At 57.4% G+C, this 23,167-nt stretch carries 22 protein-coding genes; 7 read left to right on the forward strand and 15 right to left on the reverse strand.

What is annotated here, in order from left to right:
- Positions 1-15: 15 nt before the first annotated feature.
- The 14 genes from ABFT80_RS05475 to tpiA all read right to left on the reverse strand — a co-directional run bounded on the left by ABFT80_RS05475 (position 16) and on the right by tpiA (position 12,662).
- Positions 16-654 (reverse strand): SGNH/GDSL hydrolase family protein, encoded by a 639-nt coding sequence (locus ABFT80_RS05475; RefSeq protein ID WP_347970876.1) that lies wholly within the window; start codon positions 652-654, stop codon positions 16-18.
- Positions 651-1,169: a hypothetical protein gene (locus ABFT80_RS05480; RefSeq protein WP_347970877.1), complete on the reverse strand. Its 519-nt coding sequence runs from the start codon at positions 1,167-1,169 to the stop codon at positions 651-653. Before ABFT80_RS05480 ends, ABFT80_RS05475 begins: the two co-directional genes overlap by 4 nt.
- 43 nt (positions 1,170-1,212) lie before the next feature.
- Entirely contained in the window at positions 1,213-2,568 is a 1,356-nt protein-coding gene (locus ABFT80_RS05485; RefSeq protein ID WP_347970878.1) for a pyruvate dehydrogenase complex dihydrolipoamide acetyltransferase, read from the reverse strand.
- A 14-nt stretch (positions 2,569-2,582) separates the two neighbouring features.
- Complete coding sequence (locus tag ABFT80_RS05490) at positions 2,583-3,977, reverse strand: pyruvate dehydrogenase complex E1 component subunit beta (RefSeq protein ID WP_347970879.1); 1,395 nt, start codon at positions 3,975-3,977, stop codon at positions 2,583-2,585.
- Between the two features lie 14 nt (positions 3,978-3,991).
- Entirely contained in the window at positions 3,992-5,032 is a 1,041-nt protein-coding gene (pdhA, locus tag ABFT80_RS05495) for a pyruvate dehydrogenase (acetyl-transferring) E1 component subunit alpha (protein WP_347970880.1), read from the reverse strand.
- A gap of 181 nt (positions 5,033-5,213) precedes the next feature.
- Positions 5,214-5,534 (reverse strand): FtsB family cell division protein, encoded by a 321-nt coding sequence (locus tag ABFT80_RS05500; RefSeq protein WP_347970881.1) that lies wholly within the window; start codon positions 5,532-5,534, stop codon positions 5,214-5,216.
- Between the two features lie 125 nt (positions 5,535-5,659).
- Positions 5,660-6,025: a PRC-barrel domain-containing protein gene (locus ABFT80_RS05505; protein ID WP_347970882.1), complete on the reverse strand. Its 366-nt coding sequence runs from the start codon at positions 6,023-6,025 to the stop codon at positions 5,660-5,662.
- A 79-nt stretch (positions 6,026-6,104) separates the two neighbouring features.
- Positions 6,105-6,956, reverse strand: a complete 852-nt coding sequence (gene kdsA, locus ABFT80_RS05510) for a 3-deoxy-8-phosphooctulonate synthase (RefSeq protein WP_347970883.1) — start codon at positions 6,954-6,956, stop codon at positions 6,105-6,107.
- Positions 6,953-7,819 carry a VOC family protein gene (locus ABFT80_RS05515; RefSeq protein WP_347970884.1) on the reverse strand — a complete coding sequence of 289 codons (867 nt, stop codon included), beginning with the start codon at positions 7,817-7,819 and terminating at the stop codon, positions 6,953-6,955. Before ABFT80_RS05515 ends, kdsA begins: the two co-directional genes overlap by 4 nt.
- A 52-nt stretch (positions 7,820-7,871) precedes the next feature.
- Complete coding sequence (locus ABFT80_RS05520; protein WP_347970885.1) at positions 7,872-8,354, reverse strand: CAP domain-containing protein; 483 nt, start codon at positions 8,352-8,354, stop codon at positions 7,872-7,874.
- Positions 8,355-8,434: 80 nt separating this feature from the next.
- A complete protein-coding gene (locus tag ABFT80_RS05525; protein ID WP_347970886.1) occupies positions 8,435-10,072 on the reverse strand; it encodes a CTP synthase in 1,638 nt (545 codons plus the stop codon).
- Between the two features lie 155 nt (positions 10,073-10,227).
- Positions 10,228-11,160, reverse strand: coding sequence for a L,D-transpeptidase (locus tag ABFT80_RS05530; RefSeq protein ID WP_347970887.1), 933 nt, complete (start codon positions 11,158-11,160; stop codon positions 10,228-10,230).
- A gap of 185 nt (positions 11,161-11,345) precedes the next feature.
- Positions 11,346-11,756, reverse strand: coding sequence for a preprotein translocase subunit SecG (gene secG / locus ABFT80_RS05535; protein ID WP_347970888.1), 411 nt, complete (start codon positions 11,754-11,756; stop codon positions 11,346-11,348).
- A 141-nt stretch (positions 11,757-11,897) separates the two neighbouring features.
- Positions 11,898-12,662: a triose-phosphate isomerase gene (gene tpiA / locus ABFT80_RS05540; RefSeq protein ID WP_347970889.1), complete on the reverse strand. Its 765-nt coding sequence runs from the start codon at positions 12,660-12,662 to the stop codon at positions 11,898-11,900.
- Positions 12,663-12,825: 163 nt separating this feature from the next.
- Here tpiA and ABFT80_RS05545 point away from each other — a divergent pair, with 163 nt between their 5' ends.
- From ABFT80_RS05545 to lexA, 6 genes are all read left to right on the forward strand, one after another.
- The gene (locus tag ABFT80_RS05545; protein WP_347970890.1) at positions 12,826-14,712 is read left to right on the forward strand and encodes a SurA N-terminal domain-containing protein; all 1,887 of its coding nucleotides are present in this window, start codon (positions 12,826-12,828) and stop codon (positions 14,710-14,712) included.
- 4 nt (positions 14,713-14,716) lie between these two features.
- A complete protein-coding gene (gene trpD, locus ABFT80_RS05550) occupies positions 14,717-15,727 on the forward strand; it encodes an anthranilate phosphoribosyltransferase (RefSeq protein ID WP_347970891.1) in 1,011 nt (336 codons plus the stop codon).
- Between the two features lie 3 nt (positions 15,728-15,730).
- Complete coding sequence (gene trpC, locus ABFT80_RS05555) at positions 15,731-16,540, forward strand: indole-3-glycerol phosphate synthase TrpC (protein WP_347970892.1); 810 nt, start codon at positions 15,731-15,733, stop codon at positions 16,538-16,540.
- 13 nt (positions 16,541-16,553) lie between these two features.
- Entirely contained in the window at positions 16,554-17,039 is a 486-nt protein-coding gene (gene moaC / locus ABFT80_RS05560; RefSeq protein ID WP_347970893.1) for a cyclic pyranopterin monophosphate synthase MoaC, read from the forward strand.
- Positions 17,039-18,244: a molybdopterin molybdotransferase MoeA gene (locus ABFT80_RS05565; RefSeq protein WP_347970894.1), complete on the forward strand. Its 1,206-nt coding sequence runs from the start codon at positions 17,039-17,041 to the stop codon at positions 18,242-18,244. The genes moaC and ABFT80_RS05565 overlap by 1 nt, the downstream gene beginning before the upstream one ends.
- 104 nt (positions 18,245-18,348) lie before the next feature.
- Positions 18,349-19,068 (forward strand): transcriptional repressor LexA, encoded by a 720-nt coding sequence (gene lexA, locus ABFT80_RS05570; RefSeq protein WP_347970895.1) that lies wholly within the window; start codon positions 18,349-18,351, stop codon positions 19,066-19,068.
- Between the two features lie 12 nt (positions 19,069-19,080).
- Here the strand turns inward: lexA and ABFT80_RS05575 are convergent, their stop codons facing one another.
- Positions 19,081-21,588 carry a ComEC/Rec2 family competence protein gene (locus ABFT80_RS05575; RefSeq protein ID WP_347970896.1) on the reverse strand — a complete coding sequence of 836 codons (2,508 nt, stop codon included), beginning with the start codon at positions 21,586-21,588 and terminating at the stop codon, positions 19,081-19,083.
- Positions 21,589-21,706: 118 nt separating this feature from the next.
- On the opposite strand from ABFT80_RS05575, the gene gltX reads away from it, so the two are divergent.
- On the forward strand, positions 21,707-23,128 hold the full coding sequence (gltX, locus tag ABFT80_RS05580; protein ID WP_347970897.1) for a glutamate--tRNA ligase: 1,422 nt from the start codon (positions 21,707-21,709) through the stop codon (positions 23,126-23,128).
- The last annotated feature ends 39 nt before the right edge of the window (positions 23,129-23,167 follow it).

Raw genomic sequence — 23,167 nt, forward strand, 5'->3', positions numbered from 1 at the left:
TGTATCTCCCCGTTTCTATAAAGCGAGCATGACGCGAACCATTGGTTCCAGCGCCGTGCCGATTGCTCGTGTGTTTTCTGCGTCGAGATGTACGCCATCCAGTGGTGTGGTCTTCGCTACCGAATTGGCATCGAAGAACCCGCAGCCTTCCTGATCGGCGAGTTCGGAATAATGCGCGGCCAGAAATTTCGACGCTTCGTTGCCGCCTTCGAACATCGCCGAAAATTCCTTGTCTTCGGTACGGCTGACGACAGGCGGTGCAACGATGAGAATTTGCGGCGCAGGCATATCGAACTGATACGAATGTCCGCTTACGATCTTGATAAGCCTTGCAATTCCCTGACGCGCAGCAAGCGGATTGCCGTGAATCCACGGCTTCATGTCGTTGCTTCCAAGCATGATGATGACGAGATCGAGTGGCGAATGCGTGCCGAGCAATGTCGGCAGGATGCGCGCTCCATTACGATCTTCGCCAGCCATATTGTCATCGAAAGCAGTCGTCCGGCCGTTCAAACCTTCGGCAACCACGAGAAATTCCGAACCGAGCTTTTCCTGCAAAACGCTTGGCCAGCGATCTGCATATGCATGCCGCGTCGGCCCCTCGGCATTGTAGCCCCAGGTCAGCGAGTCGCCATAGCAGAGAACTGTCTTCACTGCGCCGCCTCGCCCGATTTTTTCATCTTGTCAGCCTGCTCCTGCACCGGCACGGCGGAGGCGATGATGGCGTTGAAGATGGCGTCGCGATAGAGCTTCACGACCTGATCCTTTGTCTCTGTCGCCTTCGCATCGTCGATCCGGCCATCAGCGCCCATGTTCGAAAGCAGGTGCTCGACCTCTTCATCCGACAGATTTTCGGCGATGAAGCTGCGGGCCGTGCCTAGTATTTCACTCTGCATCCCAACGAGCCGCTCGCGGGTCAGTCGGACACGCAGCTCCTCCGTGTCCTTGTTTTCCCGACCAGAGAACATGCCGGGAAATTTCCTGAGTTCGGCAATCAACCCATCGACATTCGTGAGGTAGGATTCTTCGAAACCAAACCTATCCGAAATGTGCTCTGCATTCTCCTGCGATGCCGCAAAAGCATGCGGCGTCGCAAGCATGAGGCTCCCGAACATGCCGGTGACAGTCAATGCAAAGACGCATGATAGCCACAGTACAGTCTGCCTCATGGTGCTTTCCCTCATCAGCTTCAATCACCTTGGCCAGCGAGCCTCAGACGAGCATCCCCATCGGGTTTTCGATGTGACGCTTGAAGGCTGAGAGAAGTTCAGCACCCAAGGCACCATCGACGGCGCGGTGATCCGTAGACAGCGTGACGGACATGATCGTGGCGATCTTGATTTCGCCATTCTTCACGACCGGACGCTCTTCGCCTGAACCGACGGCAAGGATCGTTGCATGCGGCGGATTGATGACTGCCGCGAAATCCTTGATGCCGAACATGCCGAGGTTGGAAACAGCAGTCGTTCCGCCCTGATATTCTTCGGGCTTCAGCTTGCGGTTTCGTGCACGCGCGGCCAGATCCTTCATCTCGTTGGAGATAACAGAAAGCGTCTTTTCGTCGGCCTTGCGAACGATCGGCGTAATCAAGCCACCCGGAATGGAAACGGCAACGCCGACATCCGCATGCTTGTGCTGAACCATTGCGGATTCGGTCCAGGACACATTGGCGGTCGGAACGTCCCGCAAGGCCAGCGCCATTGCCTTGATGACGAGGTCATTGACCGAAAGCTTGTAGGCCGGAACGTCGCCCTTCTCCGTCTTTTTGACGGGAGCCGCATCGTTAAGCTGCTTGCGCAGCGCCAGAAGCGCATCGAGTTCGCAATCGAGCGTCAGATAGAAATGCGGGATGGTCGTTTTCGCCTCGACGAGACGGCGCGCGATCGTCTTGCGCATTCCGTCATGCGGAATTAGCTCGTAGGAACCTTCCTCGAAGAGTTTCAGCACCTGATCGTCCGACATGCCCTTGACTATGGGAGCCTGTTGAGCGCCAGAGTCCTTGCCTGCAGGAGCAGCTTTCGCGCCGCCTCCGGCAATCGCGGCTTCCACGTCCGCCTTGACCACGCGGCCATGCGGACCGGAGCCTTTCACGGCAGAAACATCGACACCGGCGTCCTTGGCAATGCGGCGCGCGAGCGGCGATGCGAACGGGCGGTCGCCTTTATTCTCTGCCTTTGCAGGAGCCGCAGCTTGCGGAGCGGGAGCAGCCTTTGGCTCTTCAGCCTTCTTTTCCGCCGGTGCGGCCTCGGCCTTGGCGGCTTCCGGCTTGGCCTCTGCCTTGGCAGGCGCTTCGGCGCTTTCCGTAGCAGCCGCAGAAGCATCTTCGCCTTCTTCGACCAGCACGGCGATGACCGCGTTGACCTTTACGCCCTCGGTACCTGCCGCGACGAGAAGCTTCGCGACCGTTCCTTCATCGACGGCCTCGACTTCCATCGTGGCCTTGTCGGTTTCGATCTCGGCAATCACGTCACCAGGCGAAACCTTGTCGCCTTCCTTGACCAGCCATTTTGCCAGATTGCCCTCTTCCATCGTGGGAGAGAGGGCCGGCATCGTAATGTTAATCGGCATTGCGTCCTCCCCGCTTAGCGATAGGTGACGGCTTTCACCGCCTCGACAACCTCACCGACATTCGGAAGCGCAAGCTTCTCGAGATTGGCGGCATACGGCATCGGCACATCTTTACCGGCAATAGTAACGACCGGCGCATCGAGATGATCGAACGCGCGCTGCATGATCTGGCTTGCGATATGATCGCCAACAGAACTCTGCGGGTAGCCTTCCTCGACCACGACCAGACGGTTGGTCTTCTTTACGGATTCGATAATCGTGTCGAAATCCAGCGGGCGAATGGTGCGCAGATCGATGATTTCCGCATCGATACCGAGCTTGGCCAGTTCGGCCTCTGCCTTGACCACATAGGTCATGCCAATGCCGAAGGAGACGATGGTAACGTCCTTGCCCTTCTTGTGCACGCGCGCCTTGCCGATCGGCAGGACGAAATCATCGAGCTTCGGCACGTCGAAAGACTGGCCGTAGAGGATTTCGTTTTCCAGAAAGATGACCGGGTTCGGATCACGGATCGCAGCCTTCAACAAGCCTTTCGCATCCGCTGCCGTGTAAGGCATGACGACCTTGAGGCCAGGAATATGGCTGTACCATGCGGCGTAGCACTGCGAATGCTGGGCCCCGACGCGTGCAGCCGCGCCGTTAGGTCCACGGAACACGATCGGCGCGCCCATCTGGCCGCCCGACATATAAAGCGTCTTCGCAGCAGAGTTTACGATCTGATCGATCGCCTGCATCGCGAAGTTGAACGTCATGAATTCGACGATCGGCTTCAAGCCGGACATCGCAGCACCGACACCGACACCGGCAAAGCCGTGCTCAGTGATCGGCGTATCGACAACGCGCTTTGCGCCGAATTCCTGCAGCAAGCCTTGCGTGATCTTGTAGGCGCCCTGATATTCGGCGACTTCTTCGCCCATGACGAAAACGTCGGCGTCACGGCGCATTTCTTCGGCCATCGCGTCACGAAGCGCTTCACGCACGGTGGTCGAAACCATTTCCGTGCCTGCCGGAATATCCGGGTCGGCAGCCACTTCCATTTTAGGAGCGGCTGGAACTGCCGCCTGCTTCTTTTCTGCAGGCTTTTCTTCCTGCACTTCGGCGTCCGCTGGTTTTTCAGCTTCGGCTTCCTGCTTCGCAGGGGCCTTTGCCGCATCGCCGGCGCTTTCGCCTTCAGCAAGCAGAACGGCGATAGGCGTATTCACCTTCACGCCTTCCGTGCCCTCGGCAATCAGAATCTTGCCGAGCGTACCTTCATCGACGGCCTCGACTTCCATCGTGGCCTTGTCGGTTTCGATTTCAGCAATAACGTCGCCGGGGCTAACGCTATCGCCTTCTTTCTTGAGCCATTTGGAAAGATTGCCCTCTTCCATTGTCGGTGAGAGCGCGGGCATGAGAATTTCGATTGGCATATCTCTGCCCTCCCTTAAAGCGTGATGTCCGTATAGAGCTCGGATACATCCGGCTCCGGATCGGTCTGTGCGAAATCGGCGGAATCCGCAACGATATCGCGAACCTCCTTGTCGATCAGCTTCAGTTCGTCTTCGTTGGCCCACTTCTTCTCAAGAAGACGTGCTTTGACCTGCTCGATCGGGTCATGCTCCGAGCGCATCTTCTGGACTTCGTCCTTCGAGCGATATTTCGCAGGATCGGACATGGAATGGCCGCGATAGCGATAGGTTTCCATCTCAAGAATGATCGGGCCTTTGCCGGAACGGCACCATTCAAGCGCCAATTCAGCAGCGGAATTCACCGCGCGCACGTCCATTCCATCGACTTTAATGCCGGGAATTTTGAACGAAAGCCCGCGCTGAGAGAAATCCGTCTCCGCCGACGAACGGCTGACTGCCGTGCCCATCGCATAGCGATTGTTTTCGATGATGTAGATGACCGGCAGCTTCCACAAGGAAGCCATGTTGAAGCTTTCGTAGACCTGGCCTTGGTTGGCAGCACCGTCGCCGAAATAGGTCAGCGAGACGCTCTTGTTCTCGCGATAACGATTGGCGAAAGCCAGTCCGGTTCCCAGCGAAACCTGTGCGCCGACGATGCCGTGGCCGCCATAGAAATTCTTTTCCTTGGAGAACATGTGCATGGAGCCGCCCTTCCCCCTGGAATAGCCACTCCGGCGACCGGTCAATTCCGCCATCACACCGCGAGGCGACATGTCCATCGCAAGCATGTGACCGTGATCGCGGTAAGCGGTGATCATCTGGTCGCCTTCGACAAGCGCCATCTGCATTCCGGTGACGACAGCTTCCTGACCTATATAAAGATGGCAGAAACCGCCGATGAAACCCATGCCGTAGAGCTGGCCAGCCTTTTCTTCAAAGCGCCGGATGAGCAGCATATCGCGATATGCCTTGAGCTCTTGTTCTTTGGTGAAATTTGCCGGCTTTGGCGCGACGGGCGCAGATGGGGTCTTTGCGTCCACCTTCCTGGCGGACGGTTTCTTGGCAGCAGCGGCCATAAATCACTCCCTGATAGCGTCTCTTAGCGGACACGTGTCGAACACGACTTTGGATCCGACGAATTCAGAGGAGGCTAGCACGCAAAACAGCACTCCGCCATGCGGAAAAATGCATGGCTGTCATGCAGTTAAGCACTTAAAATCGTTAAATATATCGGAAATTAACTTGAATTCAGTTAATTCAATTTTGAGCCGGCAACATGATCGTCACCTCATCCGGGCGCGATACATTGAGCGCGCGGCGCGCCAACTCATCCAGCATATCTCTTTCCAGCGTGCCATCGTGAAGCAACTGCACTCTACTTTCGAGTTCGGTGCGCGTTTTGTTGATTGCCTGGTAATTTTTCTCGAGAACCGTAACGCGGTCCTGAAGCTGGTATTTCGAATACATGCCGAATTCGCCATGATAGGCGTGGAAACCGAAATAGGACAGGAAAAGCGCGCAAAGGCCCGGAACGATCAAACGTCCGGTATTTCGCTGTCTATGCTGTCTTGTCCACATGGCCGATTCCCTTTGCGACAATGTGCATCGGTTTGCTTAATGGACGGTTACGGAGCCTTGATCCCGCCAACGCCAAAACGCAAAAGAACCCGCCAGATGGCAGGCTCTTTGCGAGAGTTATGAGGTCAATTCCAGTAGGGCTCGACCTTGTAATATTCGTATGACTCGTCGCGGGCATTCAGCCCGTCATTGCCGGTTAACTCGTCGATCGAGTGCGCGGGTGCTGCCTTGAGCTGTTCCTGGGAGAAGGGAACGACGTAGCCGCCACGCTCCTTCTCGTAGTCCAGCGAAGCCCACGGAACGGCGTGATACTTTTCACCGATTCCCAGGAAGCCGCCGAAACCGACCACCGCGAACATGATGCCATTGCTGGTCTTGTCCAGCATCACGTCTTCGATGCTGCCAATGCTTTCGCCAGCCGTATTATAGACCGACGTGCCGATTACGCGCGATGCGCGAATGGCGTCTGTATGTCCTGTCGCTGTCGTCATGTTTCGTCTCCTCATATTCCAGAATTGGATATGGAGGAAATGGGTGCCGGCAGCGAAGGTTCCGACTTTTATCAGGCCGTCAGTTCGATTTGGCGATCCGGTCGAACGCGATAAGGCGCTCAAGCAATGCCGGTAGGTCCTTGAGCGGTATCATGTTCGGGCCATCCGACGATGTCGAATTATCCGGATCCTGATGCGTCTCGATGAACACACCGGCGACCCCGACAGCGACAGCAGCACGGGCCAAGGTTTCCACAAAGCGGCGCTCACCACCCGATGTCGCGCCCTGCCCGCCCGGCTGCTGGACGGAATGGGTCGCATCGAAGATTACCGGCGCGCCGATCTCGGCCATGATCGGCAGCGCGCGCATGTCAGAGACGAGTGTGTTGTAGCCAAAGGAAGCGCCGCGTTCGGTGACCAGGACATTGGCGTTGCCCGAACCGGTGACTTTGGCCACCACATTTTTCATGTCCCACGGAGCGAGGAACTGCCCTTTCTTCACATTCACCACCTTGCCCGTATTGGCAGCGGCGATGAGAAGGTCAGTCTGGCGCGACAGGAACGCCGGGATCTGCAGAACATCGACATGCGGGGCGACAATCCGGCATTGCTCTTCGGAATGCACATCGGTCAGCACCGGCAGGCCGAACTCCTTGCGCAGATCATCGAACACCGGCAGCGCTGCGTCGAGCCCAGCCCCACGCGTCGAGGACAGCGAGGTGCGATTGGCCTTATCGTAGCTCGTTTTATAGACGAGGCCGATGCCGAGCTTCGTCGTCAATTCCTTGAGAGCGCCTGCCATATCGAACGCATGCTGACGCGATTCGAGTTGGCATGGACCCGCAATAAGGGTGAGAGGCATCGTATTTGAAAACGAAACGTTGCCTGCCTTCACAATTGGGTTCGGCTTGTCGGAGTTGATCGCGTTCATTTGTTTTCCTCGAAGATTATATGTGCGCCTTGTCCCGGTGCGCTCGGCACGAGAATAAAATCGGTCGCCTTGTGATTGTCCACGCCGTTTCGTGCCAGCAGTGTATGCGTCGCGTTCATATCAGCCACGCCAAATCTGATAGCTGAGAACACCAATTCGTCAGATTTCGGAGACGCTACGCCATAGCGTTCAAAAAACGCCTCCGCATTCAGAACAGTCAGTTCCGTATTGGGCAAAAGCGTCGTGTTGGCTGCAAATTTCTGGCCGCCAGCCGCAACAGTCAAAAACTCGGATGACTTTTCAGGTGTAGCGCTTACCGCCACAACGCCTTTGATGCGCATCACGCCGTTTCCGTGGCGCTCCAGTTCCGACTTGTCGACCTTTGGGACGTTGACGCGCTGGCAGGCAAAAGCAAAAGCATCCTGGGATTTTTCGTCAGCGGCAAATGCCAGCTTGAACGAGGCTTTGTCCTTAGCGCCGCTTGCATCGACAAAATCGCGCGAGAAGAACAGGATTTCTCCAGCCGAAACTCCTGCTTTCACGAAACGAGCGTGATCTGCGTCGGCATCTTCGGTTCCCAACACAAGTGCGGAGAAACCGTTGTCACCATTGCGGCTGCGAAACAACTTGTCCCGCTCTACGAATACATTGCCTTCTTTTGCCGCCTGCTCCGCCTTGTCGGCATCGCCAATGGCCAGCGGCTCGATGAATGTGCCGTCCGAAAAATAGACGCAGCAATTGATCGTACCGAACGGATGCTCGCCTCGCGGCGAAACCGTAAATCCCAAGGCAGTCAAACGCGCACGCGCCTCGTCCAGAGACGCGCAGGGCAGAACAAGATGATCGAGCGGATGAAGTTTCATGGGCGTCTGATTTGCAGCAAAATCGGCACGCGCACAAGCGCCGCAGTCTCAATCATCGTGCCAGAACCAGTGCCCAGTAACGGCGATCGCTTCCGGGGCTTTCATAGGCATAAGCCAGGCCGAAGCGCCCGAAACGGCCGTCCAGCATGTTTCGGCGATGCCCTTGCGAGTCCATCCACATCGAGAAGACGCGGGCTGGTTCCATGCGTCCATGCGCAAGATTTTCAGCCGCCGCGCCGTCGATGTCATTGCTTTTCATGCGCGTCGCGAAATCGCGACGCCATCCGGTCGAATGCGTCATACGGCCTGCTGCGGCCATATACTTGGCTTGTTCCAACGCTGCTTTTTCGAGCTGGCGATCTGGCGTGAGCGACGACAGGCCGCTCGAAGACCGGATGGATGCGAGGTAGGCTACGCCGCTTGAGGACGCTCCTGCTGCTCCACCCGGACTCTGCGCCGTCTGGCAACCGACGAGCAGCGCGAAACCAATCAGACTTACGAATTTCACGAGAAAAGCGCCGATATTCCTGGTCAAGATTCGCCCTTTCGCGAATATTTCCGTATTTTCGGGCGCTTTCTCGATCTGACTTGCGGCTTTTTTGAGTGCCGAACGGTTTAAACGAGGCGGCTCTGTTCCACGGCAGCCTCGATGAAGCTCGCAAACAGCGGGTGCGGATCAAGCGGACGGCTCTTCAGTTCAGGATGGTACTGAACGCCGATGAACCATGGGTGATCGGGATACTCGACGGTTTCGGGCAGCACGCCATCTGGCGACATGCCCGCGAAAACCAGACCGCAATCTTCCAGCCGTTCCTTGTAGTCGATATTGACCTCATAACGGTGGCGGTGGCGCTCGGAAATGGATGTATCGCCGTAAATCTCCGCGATCTTCGAGCCTTCGCTCAGCGTGGCGTCATACGCGCCAAGCCGCATCGTGCCGCCAAGATCGCCTGCCGACTGGCGCTTTTCGAGCATGTTGCCCTTCAGCCATTCCGTCATCAGGCCAACGACAGGCTCCTCGGTCGGACCAAACTCCGATGATGACGCATGCGAAACGCCGGCAAGCGACCGTGCAGCTTCGATGCAGGCCATCTGCATGCCGAAGCAGATGCCGAAATATGGCACCTTGCGTTCGCGAGCGAATTTCGCCGCCAATATCTTGCCTTCCGATCCACGCTCACCGAAACCGCCGGGAACGAGAATGCCGTGGACTTTTTCAAGCCAGGGCGACGGATCTTCCTTTTCGAAGACCTCGGATTCGATCCAGTCGAGCTTCACCTTCACGCGGTTCGCAAGTCCGCCGTGAGACAGCGCTTCGATCAGTGATTTATACGCGTCTTTCAGACCCGTATATTTGCCGACGATGGCGATGGTGACTTCGCCTTCAGGATTGTGAATGCGCTGGGAAACTTCCTGCCATGCATCGAGCCTTGGCTTGGGCGCCGGATCGATGCCGAAAGCGGCAAGCACTTCCGAATCGAGGCCTTCCTTGTGATAGGCCAGCGGCACATCATAGATGTGGCCGACGTCGAGAGCCTGAATGACTGCCGATTCGCGTACGTTGCAGAACAACGAAAGCTTACGGCGCTCTTCCTTGGGGATCGCCCGGTCGGCGCGCACCAACAGAATGTCCGGCGCAATGCCGATCGAGCGAAGTTCCTTGACCGAATGCTGGGTCGGCTTGGTCTTCAACTCACCCGCAGTCGGAATGTAAGGCATTAGCGTCAGATGCACGTAGACGGCATTGTTGCGCGGCAGATCGTTGCCAAGCTGTCTGATCGCCTCGAGGAACGGCATTGCCTCGATGTCGCCCACCGTGCCGCCGATTTCGCACAGCACGAAATCATAATCTTCATTGCCGCCCAGAACGAAATTCTTGATCTCGTCGGTGACGTGCGGAATGACCTGCACGGTCGCGCCGAGATAATCGCCGCGGCGCTCGCGCTCGATGATGTTCTTGTAAATGCGGCCAGTGGTGATGTTGTCGCTTTGGTTCGCCGAGCGGCCCGTGAAGCGCTCATAGTGGCCGAGATCCAGATCGGTCTCAGCGCCATCGTCCGTCACGAACACTTCGCCATGCTGGTAAGGCGACATCGTTCCGGGATCGACATTGAGATAGGGATCGAGTTTTCGGATGCGTACGCGGTAACCGCGTGCCTGCAAGAGTGCACCGAGTGCTGCTGCGGCTATGCCTTTTCCAAGGGAAGAAACCACGCCGCCAGTTATAAATACATATCGCGCCATGGGATTCATCGCTTATCGCTGTGGAATTGATTCCGCTAGTGAAAAAAGTGCCGGACGGCAGTTTTCTTTTGGATTGTCCGGCACACGAAAAAGAAAAGGCCGGAGAATCCGGCCTTTCCCGTAGATAGGTTGGCAGAAAGCCCGAAAGCATTTCTGCCCGAAAATTACATCACGACGACTTCCGTGCCCATTTTGACGCGGCTGTAGAGATCCATGACATGGTCGTTGACCATGCGGAAACAGCCATTCGATGAATTCGTACCGATCGTCTGAGGCTGGTTCGTGCCGTGGATGCGTATATGGGTGTCTTTTTTGCCCTGGTAAAGATAGATCGCGCGTGCGCCCAAAGGATTTTCTGGCCCGCCGTTCATTCCGTCCTTGTACTGGCCGTATTTCTTGGGCTCGCGTTTCTGCATATCGGCTGTCGGAATCCAGCGCGGCCATTCCTGCTTGTCGCCAACGACTGCCGCCCCCTTGAATTCAAGACCTTCCTTGCCGACTGCGATCGCATAGCGGCGCGCCGAACGGGATGATTCGACCAGATAGAGATAGCGCGACTGCGTATCCACGACGATCGTTCCCGGCTTGTAACCGGAGAACGGAACCGACTGCGGCAGGAAGTCGGCTTTCACGTTAAAACGCTTTGCTGCCTGTTTCTGCTCAAGAACGGCATCAAGCGCCTGCGTTTGCGGAAGCATCCGGGGCTGCTGCGGCTTTATTGCGCCACCGAACAGGCCGGCAAAAAGTCCACCGGCCGGGCGAACAGGCTGCCCGCGCTGCTCGCTGCGCAACTCGCCATTATTGCCTCGTGCGGCAACTTCGGTGGGTGCCTGCATTGGCACGGCCTTTGCAAAGGCTGCGGCTTCTTTCTTCGCCTTAGCTGCAGCGGCAGCTTTGCGCTGCTCTGCGCGCGTGGCTTTCTCGGAAAGCTTCTTGCTGCCGGGCTTTTGTGCCTCAGTCGCCTTGGCTTTCTCGGCAGCGGCCCTGTCGGCCTTGGAAGGGAAAAGATAAGTTTTGGTAGGCGCTTCGGCGTAGGTAACCGAACTCATACCCAGCATCGCGCAGATGCCGAGGAAAACGAGGCTGCGAATTCGCATTTTGATTGTCCCGATAACGATAAAGATCGGCAACGGGATTTTCGATGCTTCGCCCAGCCCTTGCCGCCAACGAATCCTATACGCCCGGGTCAGTTCGACCCTCAAGTAGAACGAAGGTCAAACGAAGTTCAGGCGAACGCATTTTCAGGAACTGTGTTCAAAGAACAACAACTCCTGATGCGCGCTTACTGGTTCGGAACCTGCGGTTCTGCTGGAGCAGCCGGTGCTGCTGGCAAAGCTTCACCTGCCGGAGCGGGCGCTGTCGGCGCAGCAGGCGTTTCGCCGCCAAGCTGATCGAGAACGCCATTGCCGCTGCCCTGACCACCCGTTTGACCCTGAGTCGCCGGAACGCGGTCGAGAATGTCGATCCGACTCTCGCTATAACGCGCCATCACCGAGAGAATCAGTGAGGTCGCGAAAAATGCCGCTGCCAGAATGGCCGTCGCACGCGTTAGCGCGTTGGCTGCACCGCGTGCTGTCATGAAGCCGGAGCCGCCGCCAATCCCCAAGCCGCCGCCTTCAGAGCGCTGCAGAAGCACCACTCCAACAAGGGCGAGCACGACCATGAGATGGATTACGATCAGAATGGTTTCCATGGCGGGTTCCGGCTGGGTTTGTTACGTGGGACTCAAAAGCCCTGGACTTGGACGCGGCTCAATACAATGCTTTTGCCGCATTTCCAAGCCCATGACGGAATATGGGCGCTGCCGCCTCGTTTGCAAGCAGCAAAGGCGCCGTCATATTGAACGATAAGCCTCGGCGATACCGAGGAAATCCGCGGATTTCAGGCTTGCACCGCCGACGAGCGCGCCATCCACATTGTCTATGGACAGCAATTCGACCGCATTGGACGGCTTTACCGATCCACCATAGAGAATGCGCATTTTTGCAGCTTCTGCGCCGAGCTTTTCGGTAAGTCGGCTGCGAATATGCGCATGCGCTTCGGCCACATCGCCGGCTGTCGGCGTCAAGCCAGTACCGATTGCCCAGACCGGTTCGTAGGCGATGACAGCATTAGCGGCAGTCGCCTCACCCGGAACCGAGCCCTCAATCTGCGAAGACAGCACATCGAGCGTCCTGCCGGATTCGCGCTGCGCCTTGGTTTCGCCAACGCAAATGATAGCGGTCAAACCGGCACGCCATGCGGCCTTTGCCTTGTTCGCCACGGCCTCATCGCTTTCGCCATAATCCGTCCGGCGTTCAGAATGACCGACGATGACGTGCGATGCACCAGCGTCCTTCAACATCTCTGCCGAAATGTCTCCGGTATGCGCTCCGCTCTCATTCGCATGGCAATCCTGCCCGCCCGCCTTGACCGGTGTCGAGGACAGCGCTTCGGCTGCTTTTGCAAGAAGCGTCGAAGGGACGCAGATCAGCGCATCCGTTTCGGCATCGAGGCCGCTCATGAAACCATGGCCGATCTCGCGCAATTCGTTAAGCGATGCCGTCAGCCCGTTCATTTTCCAATTGCCTGCAACCAGAGGCCGAATTCCTTGGGTCATGAATTGTTTTCCTTCAAAATTGGAGGAGAAGTTCTGAAAATCGTGCCCCTCACTATCAAAAACAGGCCACAAAGCAATCGACACTAGCTTGCAAGGACGCTATTGCCCTTGGGCAACACGACCCGCGGAAACTCGCGCAAGGCAACCGAAACCGGAACGTATAATGCTGACAACGTTGAGAAGTGCTGCTGGAACCTGGGTAGCCAAACTGCTCCTTATGATGCTCGTCCTGAGCTTCGCTGTTTGGGGAATCTCGGGCTCCGTCAACGACCAGATGGGCGGCAAGGTAATTACTGCCGGCAAAACATCGGTTTCAGTCATGGAATATCGCCTTGCCTATGACCGGCAGCTCAGCATTCTTTCGCAGCAATTCGGCCAGCGCATTTCGCGTGATCAGGCTCGCGCTTTCGGCATCGACAATCAGGTGCTCGGCCAATTGGTCGCAGGCGCCGTGCTGGACGAGCAGGCGCGCAAGCTTGGTCTTGGCCTTTCCAAAGACCGCATCGCGCATCTGACGCGTCAGGACCCGGCGTTTCAGGGACCGGACGGCCAGTTCAATCGCCAGCAGTTCGATTATGTGCTTCAGCAGGTCGGCATGAGGCCGGACGATTATTTCGACAATCGTGCACAGGTTGCCGTGCGCCAGCAGATCGTCGAAGCCGTCTCCGATGGCATGCAGGCTCCCGATGCATTCCTTCGCGCAGTGGCGCTTTATCGCGGTGAAGACCGTACGGCGGATTATATCGTGTTGCCGCGCTCGCTGGTCGAGCCCATCGATGAGCCTTCCAACGAGGTCCTGACGAAATACTTTGAGGACAATCTCAAAACCTACTCGGCGCCCGAATATCGCAAATTCGCCTATGTGAAGCTTGAGCCGGAAGATGCAGCACAACCGAATGCGGTGACGGATCAGGAAATTCAGGAAAACTACGACGCCAACAAGGCGCGGTTCACGACGCCGGAAACCCGCACGATCCAGCAGCTCGTTTTCGCTTCGGAAGACGCGGCAAACGCAGCTCTTGCTTCCATAAAGAGCGGTGCGACCTTCGATCAGGTCATGACTGGCGAAGGCAAGACCGAGGCAGATGTGTCTCTCGGCACGGTTTCCAAGGACAAGGTGGCAGACTCTGCGATCGCAGATGCCGCTTTTGCGCTTTCGGCCAATGAAGTGAGCCAGGTCGTCAAAGGTAGTTTCGGTCCGGTGCTTTTGCGCGTGACCGCCATCACGCCGGAAGTCGTCAAGCCATTGGCCGAAGTCAGCAACGAGATTCGCCAGCAGATCGCAATCTCGGAAGCCAGCCGCAATCTCGTTCAGGTGCACGATGCATATGAAGATGCGCGCGCCAATGGCGAAACCATGCAGGAAGCGGCAGGCAAGCTCGATCTCGAAATCGTAACCGTCGAAGCGATGGATCGTGCCGGACAACGTCCGGATGGCAGCGTCGTCAATGATCTGCCGCAGTCACGCGAACTCGTTCAGGCCGTGTTCGAGGGGGACCAGGGCATGGAAAATCCGCCCGTCAACATCGGCGCCAGCGGTTATGTGTTCTACGAAATCGAAGACGTCGTTGCGCCCCGCGACCGCACGCTGGACGAAGTCCGCGACCGCGTCGTCACCGATTGGAAGAACGCGGAAGCCGAATCGCGCCTCCTTGCAAAGGCTACCGAACTCGAAAAACGCGTCACGGACGGGACTTCGCTGGACGACATCGCGACCGAGCTGTCGCTTGAAAAGCAGACCAAGCGCGGCCTGCGCCGCCAGGCCGATGATGGTGATATCGGTCGCGACGGTGTCACGGCTGCGTTCGCAGTCAAGGAAGGCGGCGTGGACGTGATTTCCGCACCGACCGGCAATGCGAAGATCCTGTTCAAGGTGACAGAAGTCTTCGAACCAGCCGGCGCGGATGCAAACAGCGTCGCGGAAACCGATCGCAACAATTTCGCCTCCGGCATGTCGGACGATGTTCTCGATCAGCTCGTTGCACGCCTTCAATCGCAGTATGAGGTTCAAACGAACCGTACCGCGATCGATCAGGCTCTCTCATTCTGATCCGATGAGCGCGCTCAAAACATACATAGCGAAGGTCGCGGGAGGCGCACCCCTCACCTTCGAAGAAGCAAAAGATGCTTTCGACACGATCATGTCGGGCGACGCGACGCCCGGTCAGATCGGCGGCTTCCTTATGGCGCTGCGCGTGCGCGGTGAAACCGTGGACGAAATCGCAGGCGCAGTCGCAACCATGCGCGCCAAGATGCTGCCGGTGGTTGCGCCGGCGGGCGCAGTCGATATCGTCGGGACCGGCGGAGACGGCTCACACAGCGTCAACATCTCGACCGCATCCGCCTTCGTCATGGCTGGTGCTGGCGTGCCCGTCGCGAAACACGGAAATCGCGGCCTCTCGTCGCAAACGGGTGCGGCTGACGTTCTGATTGCCCTTGGCGTGAAGATCGATCTCGACCCTGAAGCTATCGGGCGCTGCATAAAAGAGGCCGGTATCGGCTTCATGTTTGCGCCCTCGCATCATCCGGCAATGCGTCATGTCGGTCCGACCCGCTCAGAACTCGGCACGCGCACGATCTTCAATCTTCTCGGGCCGCTTTCCAATCCGGCAAGCGTAAAGCGTCAGATGGTTGGCGTGTTCTCGCCCGAATGGATTTTGCCGGTCGCGGAAACGCTGAAAACGCTCGGCACCGAAAAAGCCTGGGTAGCGCATGGCGATGGCTATGACGAGATCACCACGACGGGCGAAACGCATGTTGCCGAACTCGTAAATGGTGAGATCCGCAGCTTTACGCTGACGCCCGAAGCATTTGGCCTCAGCCGTCACAGAACCGAGGATTTGCGCGGCGGGGACGCTGCCTATAACGCTTCGGAACTGAACAAGCTTCTTTCGGGTGCGCACGGCGCTTACCGCGACACGGTGTTGATGAATGCCGGTGCCGGTCTTGTGGTTTCCGGCACGGCCGAAACCCTTGAAGACGGCATCGCGCGCTCAGTCAAAGCTATCGATAATGGCGCGGCTCTCGACGTGCTGAAGCGTCTTATCAAAGTGTCCAACGGATAAAAAATGGCCGATATTCTGCGAAAAATCGAGGCCTACAAACGCGAAGAGATCGCGGCCGCCAAATTGCGCATGCCGCTTTCGGAATTGAAGGCACGCGCGATTGACGCGGATGCGCCTCGCGGGTTCCTGAAGGCGCTGGAAAATAAGCGCGCGGCCGGGCAATTCGGGCTGATTGCCGAGATTAAGAAGGCGAGCCCTTCCAAGGGGCTCATTCGCGCCGATTTCGATCCGCCCGCACTCGCAAAAGCCTACGAACAGGGCGGCGCGGCTTGTCTGTCCGTTCTGACGGATGCGCCATCGTTTCAGGGTGCGCCGGAATTCCTGACTGCCGCGCGCGCAGCCGTTAGCCTACCGGCGCTGCGCAAGGATTTCATGTTCGAGCCTTATCAGGTCCATGAGGCCCGCGCTTGGGGTGCCGACGCAATACTCATCATTATGGCCAGCCTGACTGACGACGACGCGAAGGCGCTCGAAGATACCGCTTTCGAACTTGGCATGGATGTCCTGATCGAAGTCCATGACGAAGACGAGATGGAACGCGCGCTTCGCCTGAAATCCCGCCTCGTCGGCATCAACAACCGAAATCTCAGAACCTTCGAAATCGGCCTTGAAACATCCGAGCGATTGGCCCCGATGGGGCCGGACGACCGGCTGCTGGTCGGTGAAAGTGGAATATTCTCGAACGAAGATTGCCGCCGTCTCGAAAAAGTGGGCATTGGTACATTCCTCGTCGGCGAAAGCCTGATGCGGCAGGAAGATGTCGCTTCTGCCACGCGGCGCCTTCTGGAAGGCGAACGGGTCGCTACATCCTGACGGAGACTGCCAAATGCCTTCACGCTCATTGACGCATCTTTCCGAAGGCGGCGACGCCAATATGGTCGATGTCGGCGGCAAGGCGGAAACGGAACGCACGGCCATAGCGGAAGGCAGTGTGACTATGCTTCCCGAAACGCTGCAGACCATTCTTGAAGGTAATGCGAAAAAGGGCGACGTGCTGGGTGTGGCGCGGATCGCCGGCATCATGGCTGCGAAAAAGACACATGAGCTTATTCCGCTCTGCCACCCGCTGCTGCTGACCAAAGTGTCCGTGGACATCGAACCCGATCATGCCCTGCCCGGCTTGCGCGTCACTGCACTTGCCCGCGTTACGGGAAAAACCGGCGTCGAGATGGAAGCGCTGACCGCAGCCTCTGTCGCGTGCCTCACCATCTACGACATGGCGAAGGCCATCGATCGAGGCATGGTGATTTCAGATTTGCGTCTGGTCCAAAAGTCAGGCGGCAAATCCGGCGACTATGGGGTTGCCCGCTAATGGCTCTGCTGCCTGTCGATGAAGCCCTGGAACGTTTGCTTGGCGACGCGAAAGCAATCGCCTCCGAAACAGTACCGCTTTCCGAATGCGCGGGACGCGTTTTGGCCGAGCCTGTGGTGGCGCTCAGAACGCAGCCGCCCTTCAATGCCAGCGCCATGGATGGCTATGCCGTTCGTCTGGCAGATGTCGGAAGCATTCCGGCACGCCTCACGGTGAAGGGAATCGCGCCAGCCGGCAAACAGTTCAAAGGCTATGTCGGGCAAGGCGAAGCCGTGCGCATATTCACCGGCGCGCCGGTTCCCGAAGGTGCCGATACGATCGTCATTCAGGAAAATGTCCGCGATCTGGGTTCCGACACCATAGAAATCACTGAGACGGTCGGCGCAGGACGCCACATTCGCCGTCGCGGCCTGGATTTCAACGAAGGCGACGTCCTTCTTGAAGCAGGCAGGCAACTCGACCCGGCTGCACTGTCGCTTGCAGCGGCCGGCAATCATCCGCGACTTGAAGTCGTGCGGCAGCCGCTCGTCGCCATTATCGCAACCGGCGACGAACTCATGCCGCCCGGCAGTGAAACCGCACCGGACCAGATCATCGCATCGAATGCCTATGGCGTCGGCGCGATTGCGCAGATCGCCGGTGCCCGCGTTATGGATCTCGGCATTGCGCGCGATACAAAGGGCGCAATCGGTGATCTCGTACAGGCAGCGCTCGATGCAAGGGCAGACGTCATCGTCACGCTCGGCGGCGCGTCGGTCGGCGACCACGATCTGGTTCACGATGTCCTGACTGATTACGGCATGAGGCTGGATTTCTGGCGTATCGCGATGCGCCCCGGCAAACCGTTGATGTTTGGCCGTGTCGGAGAGACGCGCTGTATAGGCCTGCCCGGAAACCCGGTCGCGAGCCTCATTTGTGCTCACCTCTTTCTCGTCCCCCTCCTGTCGCGCCTTGGCGGTCGTCCCTACGCCCCCGTAATAGAGGAAGCGCGGCTTGGGGAGGCGATGGCTGCCAACGATCATCGGCAGGATTATGTGCGCGCCAGCCTGATCGAAACCGGCGAAGGCTTAGTGGCAACACCCTTCCAAATTCAGGATTCGTCCATGCTCCGCACATTTTCGGATGCGGACGCACTCATAATTCGCGCGCCGAATGCCCCGGCCTCATCACGTGGCGACACCTGCCGTGTGACGCGGTTGAGATGAACAAAGCATCAACAGATTCATTAAAATTTAAAATATTGCGGAACACAACTGGAACAGATAGTGTTTGTTCTGGTTTTGTTTTTAATGATTCCGAGAGGCCGGGAATGCTGACGCGCAAACAACATGAGCTCCTGCTGTTCATTCATGAACGTCTCAAGGAATCGGGTATCCCGCCTTCCTTCGATGAAATGAAAGAGGCGCTTGATCTTGCGTCCAAGTCCGGCATCCACAGGCTGATTACTGCCCTGGAGGAACGCGGCTTCATCCGGCGCCTGCCGAACAGGGCGCGTGCGCTTGAAGTTTTGCGTCTGCCAGATTCAATTGCGCCGGGTCTGGCTCCATCGCCTCGAAAGTTTTCGCCCAGCGTCATCGAAGGCAGCCTTGGCCGCAAGCCGGAAACGAAGTCGCCCTTCAAAGCCGGCAATGACGACGACGCCAGCGCGGCAGTCTCCATTCCTGTCATGGGGCGTATCGCCGCCGGTGTCCCGATCGACGCGATACAGCACCGCACTCATTCCATTTCCGTGCCTCCGGAGATGATCATGGGCGGCGAGCATTATGCGCTTGAGGTCAAGGGCGACTCGATGATCGAAGCCGGTATTTTCGACGGCGACACGGTCATCATTCGCAATGCGAATACGGCTCAACCGGGTGAAATCGTCGTTGCTCTCGTCGATGAGGAAGAAGCGACGCTCAAGCGTTTTCGCAAAAAGGGCGCATCCATCGCGCTGGAAGCTGCCAATCCCGCCTATGAAACGCGTATTTTTGGGCCTGATCGTGTCAAGGTTCAGGGCAAGCTGGTCGGCCTGATCCGGCGCTACTGACGGCTCCGAGAGCTAGTCTATGACGCTGCCGGGTGACGATTTCGTACCCGGCGATAGATTTCTTCTCTTTGAATTGTCCGGGCGTTGATAGGGTGCCAATCCCCTCGCCTCACGGGAAAATGCGCGTTGCGTATGCCATGGGCGATAGGGTTTGCTGATAGCAAACTGCAATACCGCTCTTGGTCTGGGTGTTTCGCCCACAAGATCGTCGTAGGATTTACCCAGGAAAATCGCTGCGCTTCCATATTGTGCGAGCTCGCGCTTTCCAACGATTAGCGGCCCGTCGTCGCTACACGGATACTGTGCGGTCGCATCCTCAATCACGATTACAGCAGCCTTTTCGCAAAACGGTTGAGCCGCTTTGGAATCGGAAACATGCGCAATAAGCGCTCCAGACCGATGCGTAGACACGCAGGCTGAATTCGAACAGTCGAATGGTTTTCCTGCAAATTGCGCAAGGCCATTCGAACCTCGATCCGAAGCGGTGGAGTGGGGATCCTTCTTCAAGCTTTGATCTTCAGCCGTAGAATTCTTTTGCTTCGAAATCGGGGCCATCAGATTTTCAGCGTTCAATGCGCGTTTCCAATTGTCGATCGTAAACGCGTTTGGCTTTGCCCGATTGATGGCAAGGCGTTCGTTTTCCAGAACCACCCCGACGAGACGTCCATCTTCTGAAATGAGAATATCGGGAGTTTGTGCAGCAGGCAGAGTTAGGACCCCGGCCACGGCGAACGGTATCGCTAGAAGTCTGATCCGTGTGGTCATCATGGTCGCGAACACAAGCGCAATAGTAATCGCGAGCACTGAGAATATCGGGATCAGGCCGACAGCATCGATGGGTGAGCGTTCGGAAAACCAGACGGATATTTCAATCATCATGGTCAGTCCCCACCCCATTATATAGAGGAACGGCCCATCCAGATTGAAAGGCATTGCGACGGCGGCAATGACGCCGAACGGCATAACGATCGCAGAAACGAACGGCATTGCGGCAAGATTTGCCGCCAAAGTCAGCGGCGACACGCGCTGAAAATGAAAAGCTCCATATACGGTCGTAGCCAGCCCGGCGATGATTGAGGTCGCGGCAAGGCCGACCAGAAACACAACGGCCTGTCGCGATATGAAACGAAACGCCGATGGGCTGCGTTCAGGCGGCGAGCCTCGCCTTCGGGAACGATAATCGGACCAGGCAGCATAAGCGCCGATCAATGCGGCAGTCGCGGCGAACGACATTTGGAAACTTGGCCCGACGACCTCGTGCGGCGAGATAGCGATGACGATCATGGCCGAAATGGCGAGGTTTCTCATACTGAGAGCCGCCCGGTCGAACATGACCGCAATCAGCATCACCGCCAGCATGATGAAACTTCGCTGCGCCGCCACCTCGCCACCCGAGATGAAGAGATATGAGGCAATCGAAAAAAGCGCGATGAAGGCCGAGTATTTCTTCACCGGCCGCCGCGAGGAAAAGGACGGAAAAAATGCGAAGATCGTGCGTAAAGCGACCATTATCGTGCCGGCTACCAACGCCATATGCAGGCCGGAAATGGAAATGACGTGATAGATTCCGGTTCGGCGCATCGCCTCGTTGATCTCTTCCGGTATGCCAGCCCGCACGCCAACGACCAAGGCGGCGGCGATTTCCCCTTCTGGTCCGCCGATCTTTTTCCGAATACGATCCGCAATCGCATTGCGCGCATTTTCTGCGGCGTTCCAGATCGAGAAGCTGCCTGCGCTTTCCGGCATCAATTTCGGCTCACTCAGAAAGAAGCCGCTTGCACCGATGCCGTCGAAATAGCTTTCGAAAGAGAAATCATAACTGTTCGGGCGCACAGGTCCGGATGGTGGCATAAGCCTCACATAGCCCGCCACCGAACTGCCGATCCTGATCGCGTCGGGAACTGTTCTGGCACTGACGCGCGCACGATCCGGCGCATATCGCAGCGTCGGCCGCGACGTTTCCAGAACATCCAGCGTGAGCCGCACGCGACCGCTTGACATGCGCTCGATCGAAACAACGCTTCCCGTCAGATTGGTCGATATTTCCGAACCCAAAACTTTGGTTTGTGCGCGCCAGGTTTCGAGTTTTGCCAATGCAATGCCTGACGAAACCAGAAAAACTGCAAACATCAACAATCGCAAAGTTGGCATTGAACGAAGGAATAAAACGAATGGAAGCAGGCATATCGGCGCGAGAAATACCGGCCATGCCGCTGGTTCGCCTGGCATTGCGAAATACAGAATGATCCCAAGCCCCAGAAAGACCGGGATCAGAACGAATGCCGTGCCGCGATCGATCTCGACGTTGAAGGCTTTGGATAAGCCCGTACCGAAAATACGCAATTTTTCGACCGGACCGGTCGGTTTTGACCGGTCAATCGGCCGCTCATCAACAAGCGCGTAGGGCTGCGTTGTGTTGTAGTCAGGGGCAGTATCCAACAAGACAGGCGAGGCATCGCTCATCACAGATGCCAGAAGCGAACGCTCGCTTACGTCGCCGACAGATGACTTTCCCGCCATGCCCGCCTCCGGCTTGCGCCAGAGCACCCCTTGAACCCCTCACCCCCTATGCTACATGAACCCGACTGAAACGCCATGCGCCGAACCTCTTTCGCGCATTCCAAATCTGGAACCCTTTATGTCCGAAAAAATCGTCACCCGTTTTGCGCCATCGCCGACCGGCTATCTGCATATCGGTGGCGCGCGAACCGCGCTGTTTAACTGGCTGTATTCCCGCCATACCGATGGCACGATGCTTCTGCGCATTGAAGATACCGACCGCGAGCGCTCGACCGACGCAGCCACGGCGGCGATTCTGGACGGCCTGAGCTGGCTCGGGCTGAAATGGGAGGGCGAGCCGGTTTCCCAGTTCGAGCGCGCGCCGCGTCACCGCGAAGTCGCAGAACAACTGGTGCGCGACGGCAAGGCTTATTACTGCTTTGCCTCGCCAGATGAGCTGAACGAGATGCGCGAAAAGGCGCGCGCCGAGGGTCGCCCTCCGCGCTATGATGGTCGCTGGCGTGATCGTGATCCATCCGAGGCTCCGGCAGGGGTCAAAGGCGCTATCCGCGTGAAGGCTCCGATGGAAGGCGAAACAATCGTCATGGATCGTGTGCAGGGCGAGGTGCGTTTTCCGAACAAGGATCTGGACGATTTCATCATCCTGCGCTCGGATGGCAACCCGACTTATATGCATGCGGTGGTGGTCGATGATCACGACATGGGCGTCACCCACATTGTTCGCGGTGACGATCATCTGACGAATGCTGCCCGCCAGACGATCATTTATCAGGCCATGGGCTGGGACGTGCCTGTTATGGCGCACATTCCGCTGATTCATGGTGCGGATGGCGCAAAGCTGTCGAAGAGGCACGGCGCGCTTGGTGTCGAGGCCTACCGAGCAATGGGCTATCTGCCGTCCGCTTTGCTGAACTATCTCGCGCGCCTCGGCTGGAGCCATGGCGATGACGAGATCATGAGCATGGACGATATGATCCGCTGGTTCGACATCGGCGATGTGAACAAGGGTGCTGCGCGCTTCGATTTCGCAAAGCTTGAAGCGGTCAACGGCGTTCATATGCGTCAGATGCCCGATGGGCAGCTTCTGGAGATTTTCATCAACACCCTGCCCTATCTGGAAAACGGCAAGCTGATTTCAGACAATCTCACCGACGAGCGCAAGGCGCAGTTGCTGGCAGCACTTCCCGGCCTCAAGGAGCGTTCCAAAACGCTTGTCGAACTCGCGGAAGGCGCTGCATTTCTGTTCAAGTCGCGTCCTCTCGATGTCGATGAGAAAGCAGCGGCACTGCTTGGTGCCCCTCAGAAGGCAATTCTCGCCGGTGCCCTCGCCGAACTCGAAAAAGTGATCGACTGGAATGCGGCTTCGACCGAAGAAGCGGTGCGCCAGTATGCGGTCGCAAACGAATTGAAGCTTGGTGGTGTGGCGCAGCCTTTGCGCGCCGCACTGACGGGAAGAATCACATCTCCGGGCGTTTTCGACGTTTTGGCCACGCTGGGCCGCGACGAAAGTCTGGGACGTATTCGCGATCAAATCGATTAAGACGCCGCATTACGTGCAGTGCAGCAATATGCCGTCAAG

Origin of the sequence: Foliimonas ilicis, assembly GCF_039939195.1 — a bacterium.
Classification (GTDB): domain Bacteria; phylum Pseudomonadota; class Alphaproteobacteria; order Rhizobiales; family Rhizobiaceae; genus Foliimonas; species Foliimonas ilicis.

Excerpts from the sequence above, each read along its gene's own strand:
- ABFT80_RS05480 (WP_347970877.1), bottom strand. The coding sequence starts at position 1,169 with ATGAGGCAGACTGTACTGTGGCTATCATGCGTCTTTGCATTGACTGTC.
- ABFT80_RS05485 (WP_347970878.1), bottom strand. The coding sequence starts at position 2,568 with ATGCCGATTAACATTACGATGCCGGCCCTCTCTCCCACGATGGAAGAG.
- ABFT80_RS05490 (WP_347970879.1), bottom strand. The coding sequence starts at position 3,977 with ATGCCAATCGAAATTCTCATGCCCGCGCTCTCACCGACAATGGAAGAG.
- pdhA (WP_347970880.1), bottom strand. The coding sequence starts at position 5,032 with ATGGCCGCTGCTGCCAAGAAACCGTCCGCCAGGAAGGTGGACGCAAAG.
- ABFT80_RS05500 (WP_347970881.1), bottom strand. The coding sequence starts at position 5,534 with ATGTGGACAAGACAGCATAGACAGCGAAATACCGGACGTTTGATCGTT.
- ABFT80_RS05505 (WP_347970882.1), bottom strand. The coding sequence starts at position 6,025 with ATGACGACAGCGACAGGACATACAGACGCCATTCGCGCATCGCGCGTA.
- kdsA (WP_347970883.1), bottom strand. The coding sequence starts at position 6,956 with ATGAACGCGATCAACTCCGACAAGCCGAACCCAATTGTGAAGGCAGGC.
- ABFT80_RS05515 (WP_347970884.1), bottom strand. The coding sequence starts at position 7,819 with ATGAAACTTCATCCGCTCGATCATCTTGTTCTGCCCTGCGCGTCTCTG.
- ABFT80_RS05525 (WP_347970886.1), bottom strand. The coding sequence starts at position 10,072 with ATGAATCCCATGGCGCGATATGTATTTATAACTGGCGGCGTGGTTTCT.
- ABFT80_RS05530 (WP_347970887.1), bottom strand. The coding sequence starts at position 11,160 with ATGCGAATTCGCAGCCTCGTTTTCCTCGGCATCTGCGCGATGCTGGGT.
- secG (WP_347970888.1), bottom strand. The coding sequence starts at position 11,756 with ATGGAAACCATTCTGATCGTAATCCATCTCATGGTCGTGCTCGCCCTT.
- tpiA (WP_347970889.1), bottom strand. The coding sequence starts at position 12,662 with ATGACCCAAGGAATTCGGCCTCTGGTTGCAGGCAATTGGAAAATGAAC.
- ABFT80_RS05545 (WP_347970890.1), top strand. The coding sequence starts at position 12,826 with ATGCTGACAACGTTGAGAAGTGCTGCTGGAACCTGGGTAGCCAAACTG.
- trpD (WP_347970891.1), top strand. The coding sequence starts at position 14,717 with ATGAGCGCGCTCAAAACATACATAGCGAAGGTCGCGGGAGGCGCACCC.
- trpC (WP_347970892.1), top strand. The coding sequence starts at position 15,731 with ATGGCCGATATTCTGCGAAAAATCGAGGCCTACAAACGCGAAGAGATC.
- moaC (WP_347970893.1), top strand. The coding sequence starts at position 16,554 with ATGCCTTCACGCTCATTGACGCATCTTTCCGAAGGCGGCGACGCCAAT.
- ABFT80_RS05565 (WP_347970894.1), top strand. The coding sequence starts at position 17,039 with ATGGCTCTGCTGCCTGTCGATGAAGCCCTGGAACGTTTGCTTGGCGAC.
- lexA (WP_347970895.1), top strand. The coding sequence starts at position 18,349 with ATGCTGACGCGCAAACAACATGAGCTCCTGCTGTTCATTCATGAACGT.
- ABFT80_RS05575 (WP_347970896.1), bottom strand. The coding sequence starts at position 21,588 with ATGGCGGGAAAGTCATCTGTCGGCGACGTAAGCGAGCGTTCGCTTCTG.
- gltX (WP_347970897.1), top strand. The coding sequence starts at position 21,707 with ATGTCCGAAAAAATCGTCACCCGTTTTGCGCCATCGCCGACCGGCTAT.